The 14,969-nt window shown below is 66.4% G+C and carries 15 protein-coding genes; 5 read left to right on the plus strand and 10 right to left on the minus strand.

Annotated features, from left to right (window positions below; genetic code table 11):
• Nucleotides 1-48: 48 nt before the first annotated feature.
• The 9 genes from pgmG to fabD form a co-directional block, all read right to left on the minus strand.
• On the minus strand, nucleotides 49-1,452 hold the full coding sequence (gene pgmG, locus RSO01_RS04745) for a phosphoglucomutase/phosphomannomutase PgmG (RefSeq protein WP_147146737.1): 1,404 nt from the start codon (nucleotides 1,450-1,452) through the stop codon (nucleotides 49-51).
• 26 nt (nucleotides 1,453-1,478) lie between these two features.
• Nucleotides 1,479-2,795, minus strand: coding sequence for a UDP-glucose dehydrogenase family protein (locus RSO01_RS04750; RefSeq protein WP_147146738.1), 1,317 nt, complete (start codon nucleotides 2,793-2,795; stop codon nucleotides 1,479-1,481).
• A gap of 5 nt (nucleotides 2,796-2,800) precedes the next feature.
• A complete protein-coding gene (gene galU, locus RSO01_RS04755; protein ID WP_147146740.1) occupies nucleotides 2,801-3,676 on the minus strand; it encodes a UTP--glucose-1-phosphate uridylyltransferase GalU in 876 nt (291 codons plus the stop codon).
• 83 nt (nucleotides 3,677-3,759) lie between these two features.
• Nucleotides 3,760-4,464: a DnaJ domain-containing protein gene (locus RSO01_RS04760; RefSeq protein ID WP_147146742.1), complete on the minus strand. Its 705-nt coding sequence runs from the start codon at nucleotides 4,462-4,464 to the stop codon at nucleotides 3,760-3,762.
• 3 nt (nucleotides 4,465-4,467) lie between these two features.
• Nucleotides 4,468-5,535 carry an endolytic transglycosylase MltG gene (gene mltG / locus RSO01_RS04765; RefSeq protein WP_147146744.1) on the minus strand — a complete coding sequence of 356 codons (1,068 nt, stop codon included), beginning with the start codon at nucleotides 5,533-5,535 and terminating at the stop codon, nucleotides 4,468-4,470.
• A 15-nt stretch (nucleotides 5,536-5,550) separates the two neighbouring features.
• Nucleotides 5,551-6,807 (minus strand): beta-ketoacyl-ACP synthase II, encoded by a 1,257-nt coding sequence (gene fabF / locus RSO01_RS04770; protein ID WP_147146746.1) that lies wholly within the window; start codon nucleotides 6,805-6,807, stop codon nucleotides 5,551-5,553.
• A 28-nt stretch (nucleotides 6,808-6,835) separates the two neighbouring features.
• Complete coding sequence (locus RSO01_RS04775) at nucleotides 6,836-7,075, minus strand: acyl carrier protein (protein ID WP_092820995.1); 240 nt, start codon at nucleotides 7,073-7,075, stop codon at nucleotides 6,836-6,838.
• A 135-nt stretch (nucleotides 7,076-7,210) separates the two neighbouring features.
• Complete coding sequence (gene fabG, locus RSO01_RS04780; protein WP_147146748.1) at nucleotides 7,211-7,948, minus strand: 3-oxoacyl-[acyl-carrier-protein] reductase; 738 nt, start codon at nucleotides 7,946-7,948, stop codon at nucleotides 7,211-7,213.
• A 186-nt stretch (nucleotides 7,949-8,134) separates the two neighbouring features.
• Nucleotides 8,135-9,076: an ACP S-malonyltransferase gene (gene fabD / locus RSO01_RS04785; protein WP_147146750.1), complete on the minus strand. Its 942-nt coding sequence runs from the start codon at nucleotides 9,074-9,076 to the stop codon at nucleotides 8,135-8,137.
• 273 nt (nucleotides 9,077-9,349) lie between these two features.
• On the opposite strand from fabD, the gene rpsF reads away from it, so the two are divergent.
• The 4 genes from rpsF to RSO01_RS04805 all read left to right on the plus strand — a co-directional run bounded on the left by rpsF (nucleotide 9,350) and on the right by RSO01_RS04805 (nucleotide 12,429).
• Nucleotides 9,350-9,805: a 30S ribosomal protein S6 gene (gene rpsF, locus RSO01_RS04790; RefSeq protein WP_147146752.1), complete on the plus strand. Its 456-nt coding sequence runs from the start codon at nucleotides 9,350-9,352 to the stop codon at nucleotides 9,803-9,805.
• Nucleotides 9,802-10,035 carry a 30S ribosomal protein S18 gene (gene rpsR, locus RSO01_RS04795; RefSeq protein WP_020695505.1) on the plus strand — a complete coding sequence of 78 codons (234 nt, stop codon included), beginning with the start codon at nucleotides 9,802-9,804 and terminating at the stop codon, nucleotides 10,033-10,035. Before rpsF ends, rpsR begins: the two co-directional genes overlap by 4 nt.
• 12 nt (nucleotides 10,036-10,047) lie before the next feature.
• Complete coding sequence (gene rplI, locus RSO01_RS04800; RefSeq protein ID WP_246158080.1) at nucleotides 10,048-10,689, plus strand: 50S ribosomal protein L9; 642 nt, start codon at nucleotides 10,048-10,050, stop codon at nucleotides 10,687-10,689.
• A 126-nt stretch (nucleotides 10,690-10,815) separates the two neighbouring features.
• On the plus strand, nucleotides 10,816-12,429 hold the full coding sequence (locus RSO01_RS04805) for an ABC transporter permease (RefSeq protein ID WP_147146754.1): 1,614 nt from the start codon (nucleotides 10,816-10,818) through the stop codon (nucleotides 12,427-12,429).
• Between the two features lie 82 nt (nucleotides 12,430-12,511).
• Here RSO01_RS04805 and RSO01_RS04810 read toward each other — a convergent pair whose 3' ends face one another.
• Nucleotides 12,512-13,546, minus strand: coding sequence for a Fe(3+) ABC transporter substrate-binding protein (locus RSO01_RS04810; RefSeq protein ID WP_147146756.1), 1,035 nt, complete (start codon nucleotides 13,544-13,546; stop codon nucleotides 12,512-12,514).
• A 184-nt stretch (nucleotides 13,547-13,730) separates the two neighbouring features.
• Between RSO01_RS04810 and RSO01_RS04815 the strand changes: the two genes are divergently transcribed.
• Nucleotides 13,731-14,969, plus strand: coding sequence for an SAM-dependent methyltransferase (locus tag RSO01_RS04815; protein WP_147146758.1), 1,239 nt, complete (start codon nucleotides 13,731-13,733; stop codon nucleotides 14,967-14,969).

Below are 14,969 nucleotides of genomic sequence, written 5' to 3' on the forward strand. Positions count from 1 at the left end.
CTCCGATGAGCATGAGCGGGCCTGGAGGCCCGCGGTCCGGCAAAAGCATCAGTGGTGTCCGCTGCCCGCGTCATCGGGGAGCGTGACACCGCTCGCCGACAGGGCCGCCTTCAGGTCGGCCATGAGCCGGTCCAGCCCGGCCTGGTCGGCCGCCTCGCAGCGCGCGACCAGCACGGGCTGGGTGTTGGAGGCGCGCAGCAGCCACCAGCCGTCCTTGGTGCTGACGCGCACGCCGTCGATGTCGGAGAACTTGGCGCCCGCCGTCTTAAGGCGCGCCTTCACCTCGTCGACCACGCCGAACTTGCGCTCGTCGGCGCAGTCGAAGCGCAGCTCCGGCGTGTTGATCGGCTGGGGCAGCCCGTCGCGCATGTCGGCCAGGCTCTCCGTGCTGTTGGCCACGATGTTGAGCAGGCGCAGGCCGCAATAGAGCGCATCGTCGAAGCCATAGAAGGTATCGGCGAAGAAGACGTGGCCGCTCATCTCGCCGGCCAGCGGCGACTTGATCTCGGCCATCTTGCTCTTGATCAGCGAATGGCCGGTCTTGAACATCATGGGCTTGCCGCCGGCCTTGGCGATCTCGTCGAACAGTACCTGGCTCGCCTTGACGTCGGCGATGATGGTCGCGCCGGGATGGTTCTTGAGCACGTCGCGCGACCACAGCACCAGGAGCTGGTCGCCCCACAGCACGCGGCCCTTGCCGTCGATCGCACCGATGCGATCGCCGTCGCCGTCGAAGGCGATGCCGAGGTCGCAGCCCTGCTTCTTCACCTCGGCCATGAGCTGCTCGAGGTTCTTGGGCACCGTCGGATCGGGATGGTGCGCCGGGAAGGTGCCGTCGACCTTCTCGTTCAGCACGAAATGCTCGCCCGGCAGCTTGTCGAGGACGGCGCGGATCGACACGCCGACCGCGCCGTTGCCGGTGTCCCAGGCGACCTTGAGCTTCTTGCCGGGCTTCACGTCCTTCAACAGGCGTGCGGCATAGTCGGCAAGGATGTTCTTCTGTACGACCTTGCCCTGGCCGCTCTCCCAGTCGCCCTTGGCGGCGATGGCGCCCAGCTTCTGGATCTCCTCGCCGAAGAACGACTTCTTGCCCATCATCATCTTGAAGCCGTTGTAGTCGGGCGGATTGTGCGAGCCGGTGATCTGGATGCCGGCATCGGCATCAAGGTGATAGACGGCGAAATAGAGCATGGGCGTCGCCGCCACGCCGATGCTGGTGACGTCGAGGCCGGCCGCGGTCAGGCCTTCGATGCAGGCGGCCGCCAGCTCGGGCGAGCTCAGCCGCCCGTCATAGCCCAGCGCCACCCGTTTCCCGCCGTTGCGACGCACCATCGTGCCGAAGCTGCGGCCGATGGCTCGCGCGTCGGCGGCATGCACTTCCTTGCCGACGACCCCGCGGATGTCGTACTCGCGCAGGATGTTGGGGTCGAACTTGTGCGCCGTGTGGCTCATTCAAAAAGGCTCCGGTTGCTGGGACGTCAGTTGCGTGGCTGGGGACGCCCTACCCCCTCATAGGTGAAACCCAGGCCACGCATCTCCTCGGGATTGAAGATGTTGCGCAGGTCGACGATGCGCGGCTGGCGCATGACCTGCTTGATGCGGCGCGGATCGAGGCCGCGGAACTCGTGCCATTCGGTGATCACCACCAGGACGTCGGCCTCGAACGCCGCCTCGTAGGCGGTCTTGGTGAAGTTGATGCCCTTCAGGAGCTTGCCGGCCTCGCTCATGCCCTCGGGATCGAACGCCTGGAGTTTCGCTCCGGCCGACTGCAGCGCCGGCACGATGTCGAGCGAGGGTGCGTCGCGCATGTCGTCGGTGTTGGGCTTGAAGGTGAGGCCGAGTACGCCCACGGTCAGGTCCTTCACCGAGCCGCCGCAGAAATCGATGACCTTGCGGGCCATGCGCTTCTTGCGCGCGTTGTTCACCTCAATGACCTGCTCGACGATGGTCTGCGGTGCGTTGACCTCGCGGGCGGTGTAGGCGAGCGCCAGCGTATCTTTAGGGAAGCACGAGCCGCCGAAGCCCGGCCCGGGATGCAGGAACTTGCGGCCGATGCGGCCGTCCAGCCCGATGCCGCGCGCCACGTCGTGGACGTCGGCGCCGACCTTCTCGCAGAGATCGGCGATCTCGTTGATGAAGGTGATCTTGGTGGCAAGGAAGGCGTTGCCGGCGTACTTGGTGACCTCGGCCGTCTCGATGTTGGTGAACACCATCGGCGTCTGGATCAGATTGAGCGGCCGGTAGATGCCCGCCATCACGTCACGCGCGCGCTGGCTCTCGACGCCGATGACGACGCGGTCGGGCTTCATGAAGTCCTCGATCGCCGCCCCCTCGCGCAGGAACTCCGGGTTGGAGCAGACGTCGAACTCGGCCGACGGCTGGGTCTCGCGGATGATGCGCGCGACCTCGCGACCGGTGCCGACCGGCACCGTCGACTTGGTCACCACCACGGTGTAGCCGCGAATCGCGTCGGCGACCTCGGCGGCCGCGGCATAGACGTAGCTCAGGTCGGCATGGCCGTCGCCGCGCCGGGTCGGCGTGCCGACGGCGATGAACACGGCATCGGCGTTGGCCACGGCATCGCCGAGCTTGGTGCTGAAGGACAGCCGCTCGGCCTTGACGTTGTCGGCGACCAGCTTGTCGAGGCCGGGCTCGTAGATCGGCATCTCGCCCTTGCGCAGGCGGGCGATCTTGCCCTCCTCCTTGTCGATGCAAACGACATCATGGCCGAACTGGGCGAAGCAGGCGCCGGACACCAGTCCGACATAGCCCGAGCCGATCATGGCGATACGCATTGAAGTTAGCCCTTCAACAGGCGGGCGAGCAGCGCCCGCGTATCCGTAGCCGTGTCGGAGCGGTTGAGCGCGACGGCGACGTTGGCCTCGAGGAAGCCCAGCCGGCCGCCGCAGTCATAACGCTGACCGGCATAGGTCAAGGCATGGAACGGCTTGCTGCCGATCATCTTGGCCATGGCGTCGGTGAGTTGGATCTCGCCGCCGGCGCCGGTCTCGTGCTTGTCGAGATGGTCGAAGACTTCGGGGACCAGCACGTAGCGGCCGATGATGGCGAGCGTCGAGGGCGCGACCTCGGGCTTGGGCTTCTCGACCAGGCCGGTGATCTCCTGCAGTCCGTCCTTCTCGGGCTTCACCGCTGCAATGCCGTAGCTCTTCGTCTGTTCGCGTGGCACGTCCATCACAGCGACGACATTGCCGCCGGTCTTGTTGTGCGCCGCCACGAGCTGCGCCGTGCAGCTCGGCGAGTCGATCGTGAGCTCGTCGGGCAGCAGCACAGCGAACGGCTCGCGGCCGATCCAGTCGCGCGCGCACCACACGGCGTGACCGAGGCCGAGCGGGCGCTGCTGGCGCGTGAAGATCGCGTTACCGGGCTTGATGGCAGCATCCTGGGTCTGCTTCAGCTCGTTCTTCTTGCCGCGCTCTTTCAGCGTCGCTTCCAGCTCATAGGCGGCGTCGAAGTGATCCTCGATGGCGCTCTTGTTGCGGCCGGTGACGAACACGAATTCCTCGATGCCCGCCGCCAGGCATTCCTCGACGGCGTACTGGATCAAAGGCCGGTCGACGACAGTCAGCATCTCCTTGGGCATCGCCTTGGTGGCGGGCAGGAACCGGGTACCCAAACCCGCCACGGGCAGGACGGCTTTACGGACGCGCTGCGGCATGCTTCATCGACCTCTTTGGTGCTCGCTCACCGGGACGCAGGTTGTTGCCATGCCCGGGAAGACCCCGCAAGTTCAACCACTTATTAACCACCGAGCAGTACGTCCTTTGCGCGGTTGATGCGGGCCGCAAGGTCGGCGGTGCCGCCGGCATCGGGATGCGTGCGGCGGATCAGGCGCCGGTGCGCCGCCCTGATCTCCTCCTCGCTGGCGCTTTCGGCGAGCCCCAACACCGCAAGCGCCTCCTCGCGCGTCATGTCGGTGCGTGGGCCGCGGGGCGGCGGCTGCCGAGTCGTCCGCCAGTCGACACCGAGCCGCCGGTCGAGATAGGCCTCCATCACGCGCAGCGAATCGGCGTCGGTCCGGCATTCTTCGTGAAGGTCCAGAAGCTCACTGTCGGACAGCTGGTCGAGCGTGCGCCCGGCGAAGCGGCCGGCGAGCACCGTACCGCCGACGTCACCGGTAGAGTGATCGATCCAGGCCTGCAGGATGGACGTGCGGACCTCGGTGCGCCGTCCCGTGCCGGGCGAGCTGAAGCCGCCGGACGGCCGGCTGCGCAGCGCGCGAGCGATCAGGCCGGTGATCACCAGGCCGGCCAGGCCGAACAGCTCCGGCAGCAGGCTCGGCAGGAAGCGCAGGCCGAAGATCAGCATGCCGCCGACAGCGATGGCGCCCAGCACGACCAGCGCGATGCGCATGCCGCGCGCCACCGAGGACGGATTGGCGCGCAGCAACCAGGCGATGCCGAGAGCGCCGGCGGCCAAGAGGACCAGGGCCAGCACAAACGGCATGGCTCACTGTCTCGGTGCCGGTCGCTGCTGGCCGGGAGGAGGCGGCGGCGACGGCGTGCCCGGCGGCGTCTGCGACTGCTGCTGTTGCTGCTCGGCGCGGTCGCGCTGGATCTGACGCCAGCGCTCGACGTTGCGATTGTGCTCGGCGAGGGTCGTGGCGAAGGCGTGCCCGCCCTGCCCGTCGGCCACGAACCACAGCGCGCGGTCGCGCGCCGGATTGGTCGTCGCCAGGATCGAGGCGCGGCCGGGATTGCAGATCGGGCCCGGCGGCAGGCCGGTGACGACGTAGGTGTTGTACGGCGAGTTCGACTGCAGATCGGCGCGCGTCAGCTCGCGGTTGAACGGCACCCTGCCCTGGGTGATGCCGTAGATGGTTGTCGGATCGCTCTCGAGCTTCATGCGCCGGCGCAACCGGTTGATGTAGACGGCCGCCACCTTGGGCCGCTCGGCCGGGATCGCCGTCTCCTTCTCGACGATCGAGGCCAGGATCAGCGCGTCGCGCCGGTTGGCGAGCGGCAGGCCGGCGGCGCGCTTGCGCCAGGCCTCGTCCAGCGTCTTGTCCATCGCCTCCTTCATGCGCATCAGCAGCCCGTCGCGCGTGTCGTCGCGCGAGTAGAAGTAGGTCTCGGGCAGGAGATCGCCCTCCTTGAGGTCGAGCGTGATTTCGCCCGAAAGCGCCGGCGTGTTCTTCACCAGCTCGATCACCTCGGGCGTGGTCATGCCCTCGACTACGGTCAGTCGGCGCTGGACCTGCTTGCCCGACTGCAGCAGGTCGAGCAACGCCAGCATGGAGATGTGCGCCGGGATCTCGTACTCGCCCGCCTTGATGGGCTTGGGCGTCGGATCGATCATCACCGCCACCCGGAACAACCGCTCGTGGTCGATGACGCCTTCTTCCTTCAGCACCTTGGCCATGGTCTGCGGACCGGCACCGCGCGGGATGACGATGTTCTTCGTCTTGTCGAGCGGGCCTGCCGCCCCCAGCAGCTGATTGCCAAGCCACAGCGCGCCACCCATCAGGGTGACGAACAGTGCGACGAAGAACAGGACCCAACGGAAATAGCTGAGCACGCCCAGCTCCGATGATCAGACGGGGCCGAAGATCAACGAGGCGTTGGTGCCGCCGAAGCCGAACGAGTTGCTGAGCGCGTAGCGGACCTTGCGCTGCTTGGCCTGCTTGGCGACGAGATCGATGTCGCAACCCTCGTCAGGCTCGTCCAGATTGAGTGTCGGCGGAACCGCCTGCTCGATGATCGACTTGATCGAGTAGATGGCTTCGATGGCGCCGGCGGCGCCCAGCAGATGCCCCGTCGCCGACTTGGTCGACGACATGGAGAGCTTGTAGGCATCCTGGCCGAACGTCTTCTTCACCGCGCCGAGTTCGATCACGTCGGCCATGGTCGAGGTGCCGTGGGCATTGACGTAGTCGATCTGGTCGGTGTTGAGCTTGGCGCGCTTCAGCGCGGCCTTCATGGCGCGCTGGGCGCCATCGCCGTCTTCCGACGGCGCGGTGATGTGGTAGGCGTCGCCCGACAGGCCGTAGCCTATGACCTCGGCATAGATCTTGGCGCCGCGCTTCTTGGCGTGCTCGTACTCCTCGAGCACGACGACGCCCGCGCCCTCGCCCATGACGAAGCCGTCGCGCCGCTTGTCCCACGGCCGCGACGCCTGGGTCGGCGTGTCGTTGAAGTCGGTCGACAGCGCCTTGCAGGCGTTGAAGCCGGCGATGCCGATGCGGCAGATCGCGGCCTCGGCGCCGCCCGCCACCATGACGTCGGCGTCCTCCCACTGGATCAGGCGCGCAGCGTCGCCCAGCGCATGGGCGCCGGTGGCGCAGGCCGTGACCACGGAATGGTTCGGTCCCTTGAAGCCGTACTTGATCGAGACCTGGCCGGAGGCGAGGTTGATCAGCGCCGAGGGGATGAAGAACGGGCTGACGCGACGCGGGCCGCGCTCCTTCAGAACCAGCGAGGTCTCGTAGATCGTCTCCAGGCCGCCGATGCCCGAGCCGATCATCACACCGGTGCGGTTGAGGCTTTCCTCGTCCGTCGGCTTCCAGCCCGAATCCTCGACCGCCTGCTCCGCGGCAGCGATACCGAAGATCAGGAACTTGTCGAGCTTGCGCTGGTCCTTGGGCGCCAGATAGCTGTCGACGTTGAAGTGGCCGTTGGCCTTGTCGCCCTGGGGCACCTCGCCCGCGATCTTGGTCGCAAGATCAGACGTGTCGAAGGCCTGGATCGACCGGATGCCGGACTCGGCCGCCATCAGGCGCCGCCAGTTGGTGTCGACGCCGTCGCCCAGCGGCGTCACCATCCCCATGCCGGTAATGACGACTCGCCTCATTGCCTGTTCTCCTTGCTGCAGGAGACGATCAGGACTTGGCGTTGCTCTTGATGAAGCCGATGGCGTCGCCGACGGTCTGGATCTTCTCGGCGGCATCGTCGGGAATCTCGATCCCGAATTCCTCTTCGAATGCCATCACCAGCTCGACCGTATCCAGGCTGTCGGCGCCCAGATCGTCGATGAACTTGGCATCTTCCTTAACCTGCGCCGCTTCGACGCCCAGATGCTCCACGACGATCTTCTTAACGCGCTCGGCAATATCGCTCATTTTCTTGTCCTTCCCGTATTCTCAAGAAACCTGTTTCGCCCAAGGGGATGGCGATTTCCGGCTCTTATACATAGGTGCCCCCCTATTGGCTAGCGCCGGAAAGCCCACAGAATCAGTGACTTGCAGCCTTTCTCCTCAGATCATCGCCATCCCGCCGTTGATGTGCAGGGTCTGGCCGGTGACGTAGGCCGCCTCGTCGCTGGCCAAGTAGACCACCCCGGCGGCGATATCGTCGGGCGTGCCCAGCCGGTCGGCGGGCACCCGGCCGAGAATCGCCTTCTTCTGCTCGTCGGTCAGCACGTCGGTCATTGGCGTGGCGATGAAGCCCGGCGCCACGCAGTTCACCGTGATGGCGCGCGAGGCGAGCTCCTGGGCGAGCGACTTGGACATGCCGATCAGGCCCGCCTTGGCGGCGGCATAGTTGGCTTGGCCGGGATTGCCGGTGACGCCCACGATCGAGGTGATGTTGATCACCCGGCCGTGGCGGCGGCGCATCATGCCGCGCATGGTCGCCCGGGTGAGCCGGAAGGTGCCGGTCAGGTTCACCTGAAGCACCTTCTCCCACTCCTCGTCCTTCATGCGCATCGAGATGTTATCGCGCGTGATGCCGGCGTTGTTGACCAGGATGTCGATCTTGCCCATCGCCGCCTCGGCCTCCTTGACCAGGCGATCGATGTCGGCGGCGTCGTCCATGCGCGCGGCGATGACATGCGCGCGATCGCCGAGCTCGCCCTTCAGCTTCTCGAGCGCATCGGTGCGCGTGCCCGACAGCGTCACCGTGGCGCCCTGCTTGTGCAACGCGCGGGCGATGGCGCCGCCGATGGCGCCCGAGGCGCCGGTCACCAGCGCGGTTTTGCCGGAAAGATCGAACATTGGGTCTCCTAAGCTACGTTTTCATCTCCTCCCCCCGTCATACGGGGGAGGATACAGGAGGGGGCGAGCAACATCGCTGATATCGGCAATTTCAGATCGGAATGATCTCATTCCTTGAGAGATCGTCTATGCGGCTTTTCCCTCCTGTATCCTCCCCCGTATGACGGGGGAGGAGCAAAGAAGGAATCAAACCGTTTTCAGAAAACCTTCGATATCCGCCGGCGTGTTCAGCGCCAGGCCGGTCATCTCCTTGTCGATGCGCTTGACCAGACCCGACAGCACCTTGCCCGAGCCGCACTCCACCAGCGCCTCGACGCGCTGCGATTTCATGTACTGCACGCTCTCACGCCAACGGACCAGTCCGGTAACCTGTTCGACCAGCCGCTGCTTGATGGCGTTGGGCTCGGTGATCTCCGACGCCAGCACGTTGGCGATCAGCGGCACGCGCGGTGTGCCGAGCGTCACCGTCTCCAGCGCCTTCTGCATGGCGTCGGCTGCAGGCTGCATCAGCGGACAATGAAACGGTGCGCTCACCGGCAAGAGCATGCCGCGCTTGGCGCCGTGCGCCTTGGCCGTCTCGATGCAGCGTTCGACGGCCGCCTTGTGGCCGCTCACCACGACCTGGCCGCCGCCATTGTCATTGGCGACCGCGATGATCTCGCCTTGCGCGGCTTCCTTGCAGGCCTCCTGCGCCGGCTCGAGCTCGATGCCCAGCAGCGCTGCCATGGCGCCCTCGCCGACCGGCACCGCCTTCTGCATCGATTGGCCGCGCAGCTTCAGAAGCCGTGCGGCATCGGCGAGCTGCAGGGCGCCAGCGGCCGTCAGCGCCGAATACTCGCCGAGGGAATGGCCGGCGACGTGGCTCGCCAGGCTGGCCAACGGCTTGCCGCCGTCCTTTTCCAGGACGCGCACGACCGCGATGCTGACGGCCATCAGCGCCGGCTGGGCGTTCTCGGTCAGGACCAGGTCGGATTCAGGCCCTTCCCGCATCAATTTCGACAGATTCTGCTTCAGCGCTTCGTCGATCTCGTGGAAGACGTCCCGGGCGGTGGAAAAGGCCCCGGCCAGGTCGGCCCCCATGCCGACGGCCTGGGACCCCTGTCCCGGAAAGACGAAAGCGCGACTCATGGGCCGTTTCCCTTGTGTTCTTGGCGTTACAACTCGATTTCAGGCTCTTCCCCTAGCGGGGGAGAGGAACTCAAAGCAAGGCCGGAACGCCTTGATTTCGGGGGATTTGCCTGTATAACCGCCGCTCTTCGGGGCCTAAATCGGCCTCGATCTCCTTGCCGACCCAAGCAATACCGCGAAGGGCCGGCTAGATCCGGGCGGTTGCCGGTCGACCTTATAATACGGGCACGACGAACGCCGGGTCGCTAACAGCCATAAGGAGCCGTTCGTTTCATGGCACTCTATGAGAATGTCTTCATTGCGCGTCAGGACGTCCCGACGACGCAGGTGGAGGCCCTGACCACCCAGTTCTCCGAACTGGTCACCGGGCTCGGTGGCACCGTCTCCAAGAAGGAGTACTGGGGCCTGCGTTCCCTCACCTACCGCATCAAGAAGAACCGCAAGGGTCACTACACCCTGCTCAACCTCGATGCCCCGCCGGCCGCCATCAAGGAGCTGGAGCGCACGATGTCGATCAACGAAGACATCATCCGTTTCCTGACTGTGCGTGTCGACGAGCTCGAGGAAGCCCCGTCGGCCATCATGATCCGCAGCGCCGAGAAGTCGGACCGTCCGGGCGGCGACCGCGATCGTGGCGACCGCTGGGGTGATCGTCCGCCGCGCCGCGAGCGTCCGCGCTTCGGCGATGAGGCGCCGATCGCAGCCATCGTTCCGGGAGAAGAAGAATGAGCGCCCAACGTCGTCCCTTCACCCGCCGCCGCAAGAGCTGCCCGTTCTCCGGCGCCAATGCGCCGAAGATCGACTACAAGGACGTGCGCCTGCTGCAGCGCTTCGTCTCGGAGCGCGGCAAGATCGTGCCGAGCCGCATCTCGGCCGTGTCGTCCAAGAAGCAGCGCGAGCTCGCCCAGGCGATCAAGCGCGCGCGTTTCCTGGCGCTGCTGCCCTACGTCATCGCCTAGCGGAGAACGATCATGCCGATGAACGTCATCCTGCTGGAGCGCGTGCCCAAGCTCGGCCAGATGGGGGATGTTGTGAAGGTGAAGCCCGGCTTCGCCCGCAACTACCTGCTGCCGCAGAAGAAGGCCCTGCGCGCCACCAAGGACAACATCACCTACTTCGAATCGCAGCGTAAGACGCTGGAGGCGCAGAACCTCGAGCGCCGCAAGGACGCCGAGGCGGTGGCGGCCAAGATGGCCGACCTCAAGGTCACGCTGATCCGTCAGGCCTCCGAGGCCCTGCAGCTCTACGGCTCGGTGACCTCGCGCGACATCGCCGACGGCGCCGCCACTCAGGGCGTCAAGATCGAGCGCGGCCAGGTCGAGCTCGACAAGGCGATCAAGACGCTCGGCACGCACAAGATCAAGATCCACCTCCATCCGGAGGTCGCGGTCGAGATCAGCGTGCTGGTCGCCCGTTCGCCCGACGAGGCGGATTTCCTCGCCAAGGGCGGCACGCTGGTCGCCGAGAACGAGCGTGCGGCGCTCGAGGCGGCGGAAGCCGCCCAGCGCGCCGCCGCGCAGGCCGCCGCGCTGTTCGAGGCCAAGCCCGCCGAAGGCGAGGCCGCTGCCGAGACGCCGGCCGAGGCCGAGGAAGCACCGGCCGAAAAGCAGTAACGAGCGCTTCGTGCACTCGTTTTGGCGCATGCCACCGGTCACCGGTGGCATGCGTTTTTCTTTGGGAGCGCGGGCCTCCGGCCCGCTCATGATCATGATGCGGGCCAGAGGCCCGCGCTCCCAGCCATGATCTGGCGCGTCGGGGCAATGGTCATCGCGGGCATCGTGGCGCTGCCGTTGGTCGGCGTGGCGTCGAGCCTGTTCACGCTGCAGGCCGACCTGTGGCGGCATCTCGCCGACACCCAGCTCGTCGACATCTTCTTCAACACGCTGGTGCTGCTGCTGGTCGTCGGCTTCGGCACCACCATCATCGGCGCGGGCACGGCGTGGCTGGTGACGATGTGCAGCTTCCCCGGCAGCCGCCTGCTGCAATGGGCGCTGCTGCTGCCGCTGGTCCTGCCGACCTATATCATCGGCTACGCCTATGCCGACCTTCTGGCCTTCGCCGGGCCCGTGCAGGGCGCGCTGCGCCAGGCCACCGGCTGGAGCCGCGGCGACTACTGGTTCCCCGACCTCGGCTCGGCGGGCGGCGTCGCCCTGCTCTTCACGCTGGTCCTCTACCCCTACGTCTACCTCGCCGCGCGCACCGCCTTCCTCACGCAGTCGCACGCGCTGATCGAGGCGAGCCGCATCCTGGGCCACGGCCCGTGGCGCACCTTCTTCGGCGTCGGCCTGCCGCTGGCGCGGCCCGCCATCGCCGCCGGCGTCGTGCTGGCGCTGCTCGAGGCGCTCGCCGATTTCGGCACCGTCCAGTATTACGGCGTGCAGACGCTGACGACGGCGATCTACCGGACGTGGTACGGGCTCGGCAATCGCGAGGGCGCGGCGCAGATCGCGCTGGTGCTGATCGCCATCGCCGGCCTGCTGATCCTGGTCGAGCGCCGTTCACGCGGCCGCGCGCGCTATAGCATCGCCTCGAACCTGCGCCACCAGGGCGATCCCGCCGAGCTCAGGTCGTGGATGGCGGCGGCCGCCCTCCTCGCCTGCACGCTGCCCATCGTTGTGGGCTTCGTCGTGCCGACCCTCCATCTCGCCCAGCTCGCCTGGAGATCGGGCGCCGTCGTCGGCGATTCGCGTTTCCTGGGCGACGCCCTGAACAGCCTGGGCCTCGCCGCCGCGGCCGCCGTGATCATCGTCGCCCTCGCCCTCTTCCTGAGCTACGCCGGCCGCCTGGTGCGCCGCCGCGCGCTCAACCGGCTGATCGAGTTCGCCGCCCTGGGCTACGCCATCCCGGGCGCCGTCATCGCCGTCGGCATCCTGCTGCCGCTCGCACTGGCCGATCACGGCATCGACCGGCTGAGTCGCGCCATTCTTGGATTGCCGAGCGGCCTGCTGCTGAGCGGCACGGCGTTCGCGCTGCTGCTCGCCTATACGGTGCGCTTCCTGGCTGTCGGCCTCGCCAACATTGCGCCCGGTCTCGCGGCCATCGATCCCGCGATGGATGCCAGCGCCCGCGTGCTGGGTGCCGGGCCGCGCGAAGTGCTGCGGCGCATCCATCTGCCGTTGCTGCGCGGGCCGATGCTGACGGCCGCCGTCGTCGCCTTCGTCGAGGTGATGAAGGAGCTGCCGGCGACCCTGCTGATCCGGCCATTCAACCTCGATACGCTCGCGATCGGCGTCTACCGCTTTGCCTCCGACGAGCGCTTGGCGCAGGCCGCGGTGGGCTCGATCGTGATCGTTGTGGTGTCGCTGGCGCCGGTGATCGTGTTGAGTCGCGCGATCGCTGCAAGACGGCGATAACTGTCACCCCGAGCGAAGCGAGGGGCCTTTAAGGCAACAGGAAAGGTCCCTCGCTACGCTCGGGATGACAGCGAGCCTGAACCTACTTCCAGCCCGCCCGGTCCATGATCTTCAGCGCCTCGGCGTTGTTCTGCGCGAAGACGCGGGCGTTGAGCTGGTCTTCCTTGAAGGTGCCGAGCGACTGCAGCTCGGCCGAGAGCGCGACGCCGGGCACCACCGGATACTCCGAGTTGCCCTCGGCGAAGTACTTCTGGGCCTGCGGCGACACCAGGTACTCGAGGAACTTCACCGCCACCGCCTTGTTGGGCGCGTAGCGCGCCACGGCGCCGCCGCTGATGTTGACGTGCGTGCCGCGGTTGGCCTGGTTGGGGAACACCACGCCCACCTTGGCCGCGACCTCGCGGTCCTCCGGCTTCTTGGAGCGCATGAGGCCGACGTAATAATAGGTGTTGGAAACGCAGATCTCGGCCTCGCCCGCGGCCACGCCCTTGATCTGGTCGGTGTCGCCGCCGCGCGGCGCGCGCGCCAGGTTGGCCGCGACGCCCTTGGCCCAGGCCTCGGTCTTCTCCGGCCCGTTGGCCGCCAGCAGCGAGCCCACCAGCGACTGATTATAGATGTGGCCCGAGGCGCGGATCAGCAGCTTGCCTTTCCACTTGGGGTCGGCCAGGTCCTCGTAGGTCTTGGGCGCGTCGGCCGCCGACACCTTCTCCTTGTTGTACATGATCACGCGTGCGCGCTTGGAGAAGCCGAACCAGTTGTTGTCGGGATCGCGCAGGTTCGGCGGCACCGACTTGGTCAGGACCTCCGACGTGACGGGCTGAAGCAGGCCCATCTGGCGGGCGCGCTCGATGCGGCCGGCATCAGTGGTGATGAAGACGTCGCACGGGCTCTTGTCGCCCTCGGCCTTCAGCCGTTCGACCAGCGGATCGGGCTCGGCATCGATGCGGTTGATCTTGACGCCGCTCAGGTCGGAGAAATTGCCGTAGAGCGCCTCGTCCGTGTTGTAGTGGCGTGCCGAGTAGAGGTTGAGTGCGGCGCCCTGCGCCTCCGCGCGGCGTAGGATGAGAACGCCGGCGCCAAAGGCCAATCCGCTCGTTAGGACTGCACGACGCTTCACGGAACCTCTCCCACTGCGAGTGATTTGCACTAGGTGTGTGGTAGCATTCGTGAAGTTGCGACGCAATCGCGATGCAAAAGATTTTCACAGTCGGGCGCAGTATTTCTCGTGCGGCCTTTGCCTTGAAATTGCCATCTGCATTAACATTTCGACTGAGTACAACGAACACCCCGAAGGTACGGCAATGCTGCTAGCTCGGGTTCTTGCCCGTGTAGTGGACGAAGGCCAGCTCACCATCATCGATGCAGCCGGCAGGCATCATCGACTCGAAGGTGCGCGGCCCGGCCCGGACGTCACTATTCGCATTCACACCCGGTGGACCGGCATCAGGCTGGCGCTCCGGCCACGGCTGGCGCTGGGCGAAGCCTATATGGACGGCAAGGTCACGGTCGAAGGCGGCGACATCTACGACCTGCTCGACCTGGTCGGCCGCAACATCGTGGCGCTCGAAGCGACGCCGATGGTGAAGTGGTCGTACTGCCTGCAGCGCTGGATACGCTTCCTGCAACAGTACAATCCGATCGGCCGCGCCGAGCGCAACGTGGCGCATCATTACGATCTCAAGGACCAGCTCTACGACTTCTTCCTCGACCGCGATCGGCAGTATTCCTGCGCCTACTTCAAGACCGGCGACGAGCCATTGGAGCAGGCCCAGCTCGACAAGAAGCAGCACATCGCCGCCAAGATGCTGCTGCAGCCCGGCCTCAAGGTGCTCGACATCGGCTCCGGCTGGGGCGGCATGGGCCTGTTCCTCAGCCAGCAGTTCGGCGTCGACGTGACAGGCGTCACGCTCTCCAAGGAGCAGCACGCCGTCTCGAGCCGTCGCGCGCTCGAGGGCGGCGTGGCCGACCGCGTGCGCTTCAAGCTGCTCGACTACCGCCAGGAGCCCGGCCGCTACGACCGCATCGTCTCGGTCGGCATGTTCGAGCATGTCGGCTCGGCCCACTACGTCGAGTTCTTCACCAAGGTGAAGGAGCTTCTGGCCGACGACGGCGTCATGCTGCTGCATTCGATCGGCCGCATGGAGCCGCCAGGCGGCACCAACACGTGGCTGCGCAAGTACATCTTCCCGGGCGGCTACACGCCTGCCCTGTCCGAGGTGATGGCGGCCATCGAGAAGGTGGGGCTGTGGGTCACCGACATGGAGATCCTGCGCCTGCACTACGCCGAGACGCTGCGCCACTGGCGCCAGCGCTTCCTCGCCAACCGCGAGCGCATCAAGCAGGTCGCGGGCTACGACGACCGCTTCTGCCGCATGTGGGAGTTCTATCTCGCCGGTTGCGAGATCTCCTTCCGGTACATGAACCAGATGGTCTTCCAGCTCCAGCTCGCACAGAAGCAGGACGCCGTGCCGCTGACGCGCGACTACATGCTCGACGCCGAGAAGGGCGTCACGGTCAAGCGATCGATGGCGGCGGAGTAG

It is taken from the genome of Reyranella soli (assembly GCF_007992495.1).
Classification (GTDB): Bacteria; Pseudomonadota; Alphaproteobacteria; order Reyranellales; family Reyranellaceae; genus Reyranella; species Reyranella soli.

Excerpts from the sequence above, each read along its gene's own strand:
- pgmG (WP_147146737.1), bottom strand. The coding sequence starts at position 1,452 with ATGAGCCACACGGCGCACAAGTTCGACCCCAACATCCTGCGCGAGTAC.
- RSO01_RS04750 (WP_147146738.1), bottom strand. The coding sequence starts at position 2,795 with ATGCGTATCGCCATGATCGGCTCGGGCTATGTCGGACTGGTGTCCGGC.
- galU (WP_147146740.1), bottom strand. The coding sequence starts at position 3,676 with ATGCCGCAGCGCGTCCGTAAAGCCGTCCTGCCCGTGGCGGGTTTGGGT.
- RSO01_RS04760 (WP_147146742.1), bottom strand. The coding sequence starts at position 4,464 with ATGCCGTTTGTGCTGGCCCTGGTCCTCTTGGCCGCCGGCGCTCTCGGC.
- fabF (WP_147146746.1), bottom strand. The coding sequence starts at position 6,807 with ATGAGGCGAGTCGTCATTACCGGCATGGGGATGGTGACGCCGCTGGGC.
- RSO01_RS04775 (WP_092820995.1), bottom strand. The coding sequence starts at position 7,075 with ATGAGCGATATTGCCGAGCGCGTTAAGAAGATCGTCGTGGAGCATCTG.
- fabG (WP_147146748.1), bottom strand. The coding sequence starts at position 7,948 with ATGTTCGATCTTTCCGGCAAAACCGCGCTGGTGACCGGCGCCTCGGGC.
- fabD (WP_147146750.1), bottom strand. The coding sequence starts at position 9,076 with ATGAGTCGCGCTTTCGTCTTTCCGGGACAGGGGTCCCAGGCCGTCGGC.
- rpsF (WP_147146752.1), top strand. The coding sequence starts at position 9,350 with ATGGCACTCTATGAGAATGTCTTCATTGCGCGTCAGGACGTCCCGACG.
- rpsR (WP_020695505.1), top strand. The coding sequence starts at position 9,802 with ATGAGCGCCCAACGTCGTCCCTTCACCCGCCGCCGCAAGAGCTGCCCG.
- rplI (WP_246158080.1), top strand. The coding sequence starts at position 10,048 with ATGCCGATGAACGTCATCCTGCTGGAGCGCGTGCCCAAGCTCGGCCAG.
- RSO01_RS04805 (WP_147146754.1), top strand. The coding sequence starts at position 10,816 with ATGATCTGGCGCGTCGGGGCAATGGTCATCGCGGGCATCGTGGCGCTG.
- RSO01_RS04815 (WP_147146758.1), top strand. The coding sequence starts at position 13,731 with ATGCTGCTAGCTCGGGTTCTTGCCCGTGTAGTGGACGAAGGCCAGCTC.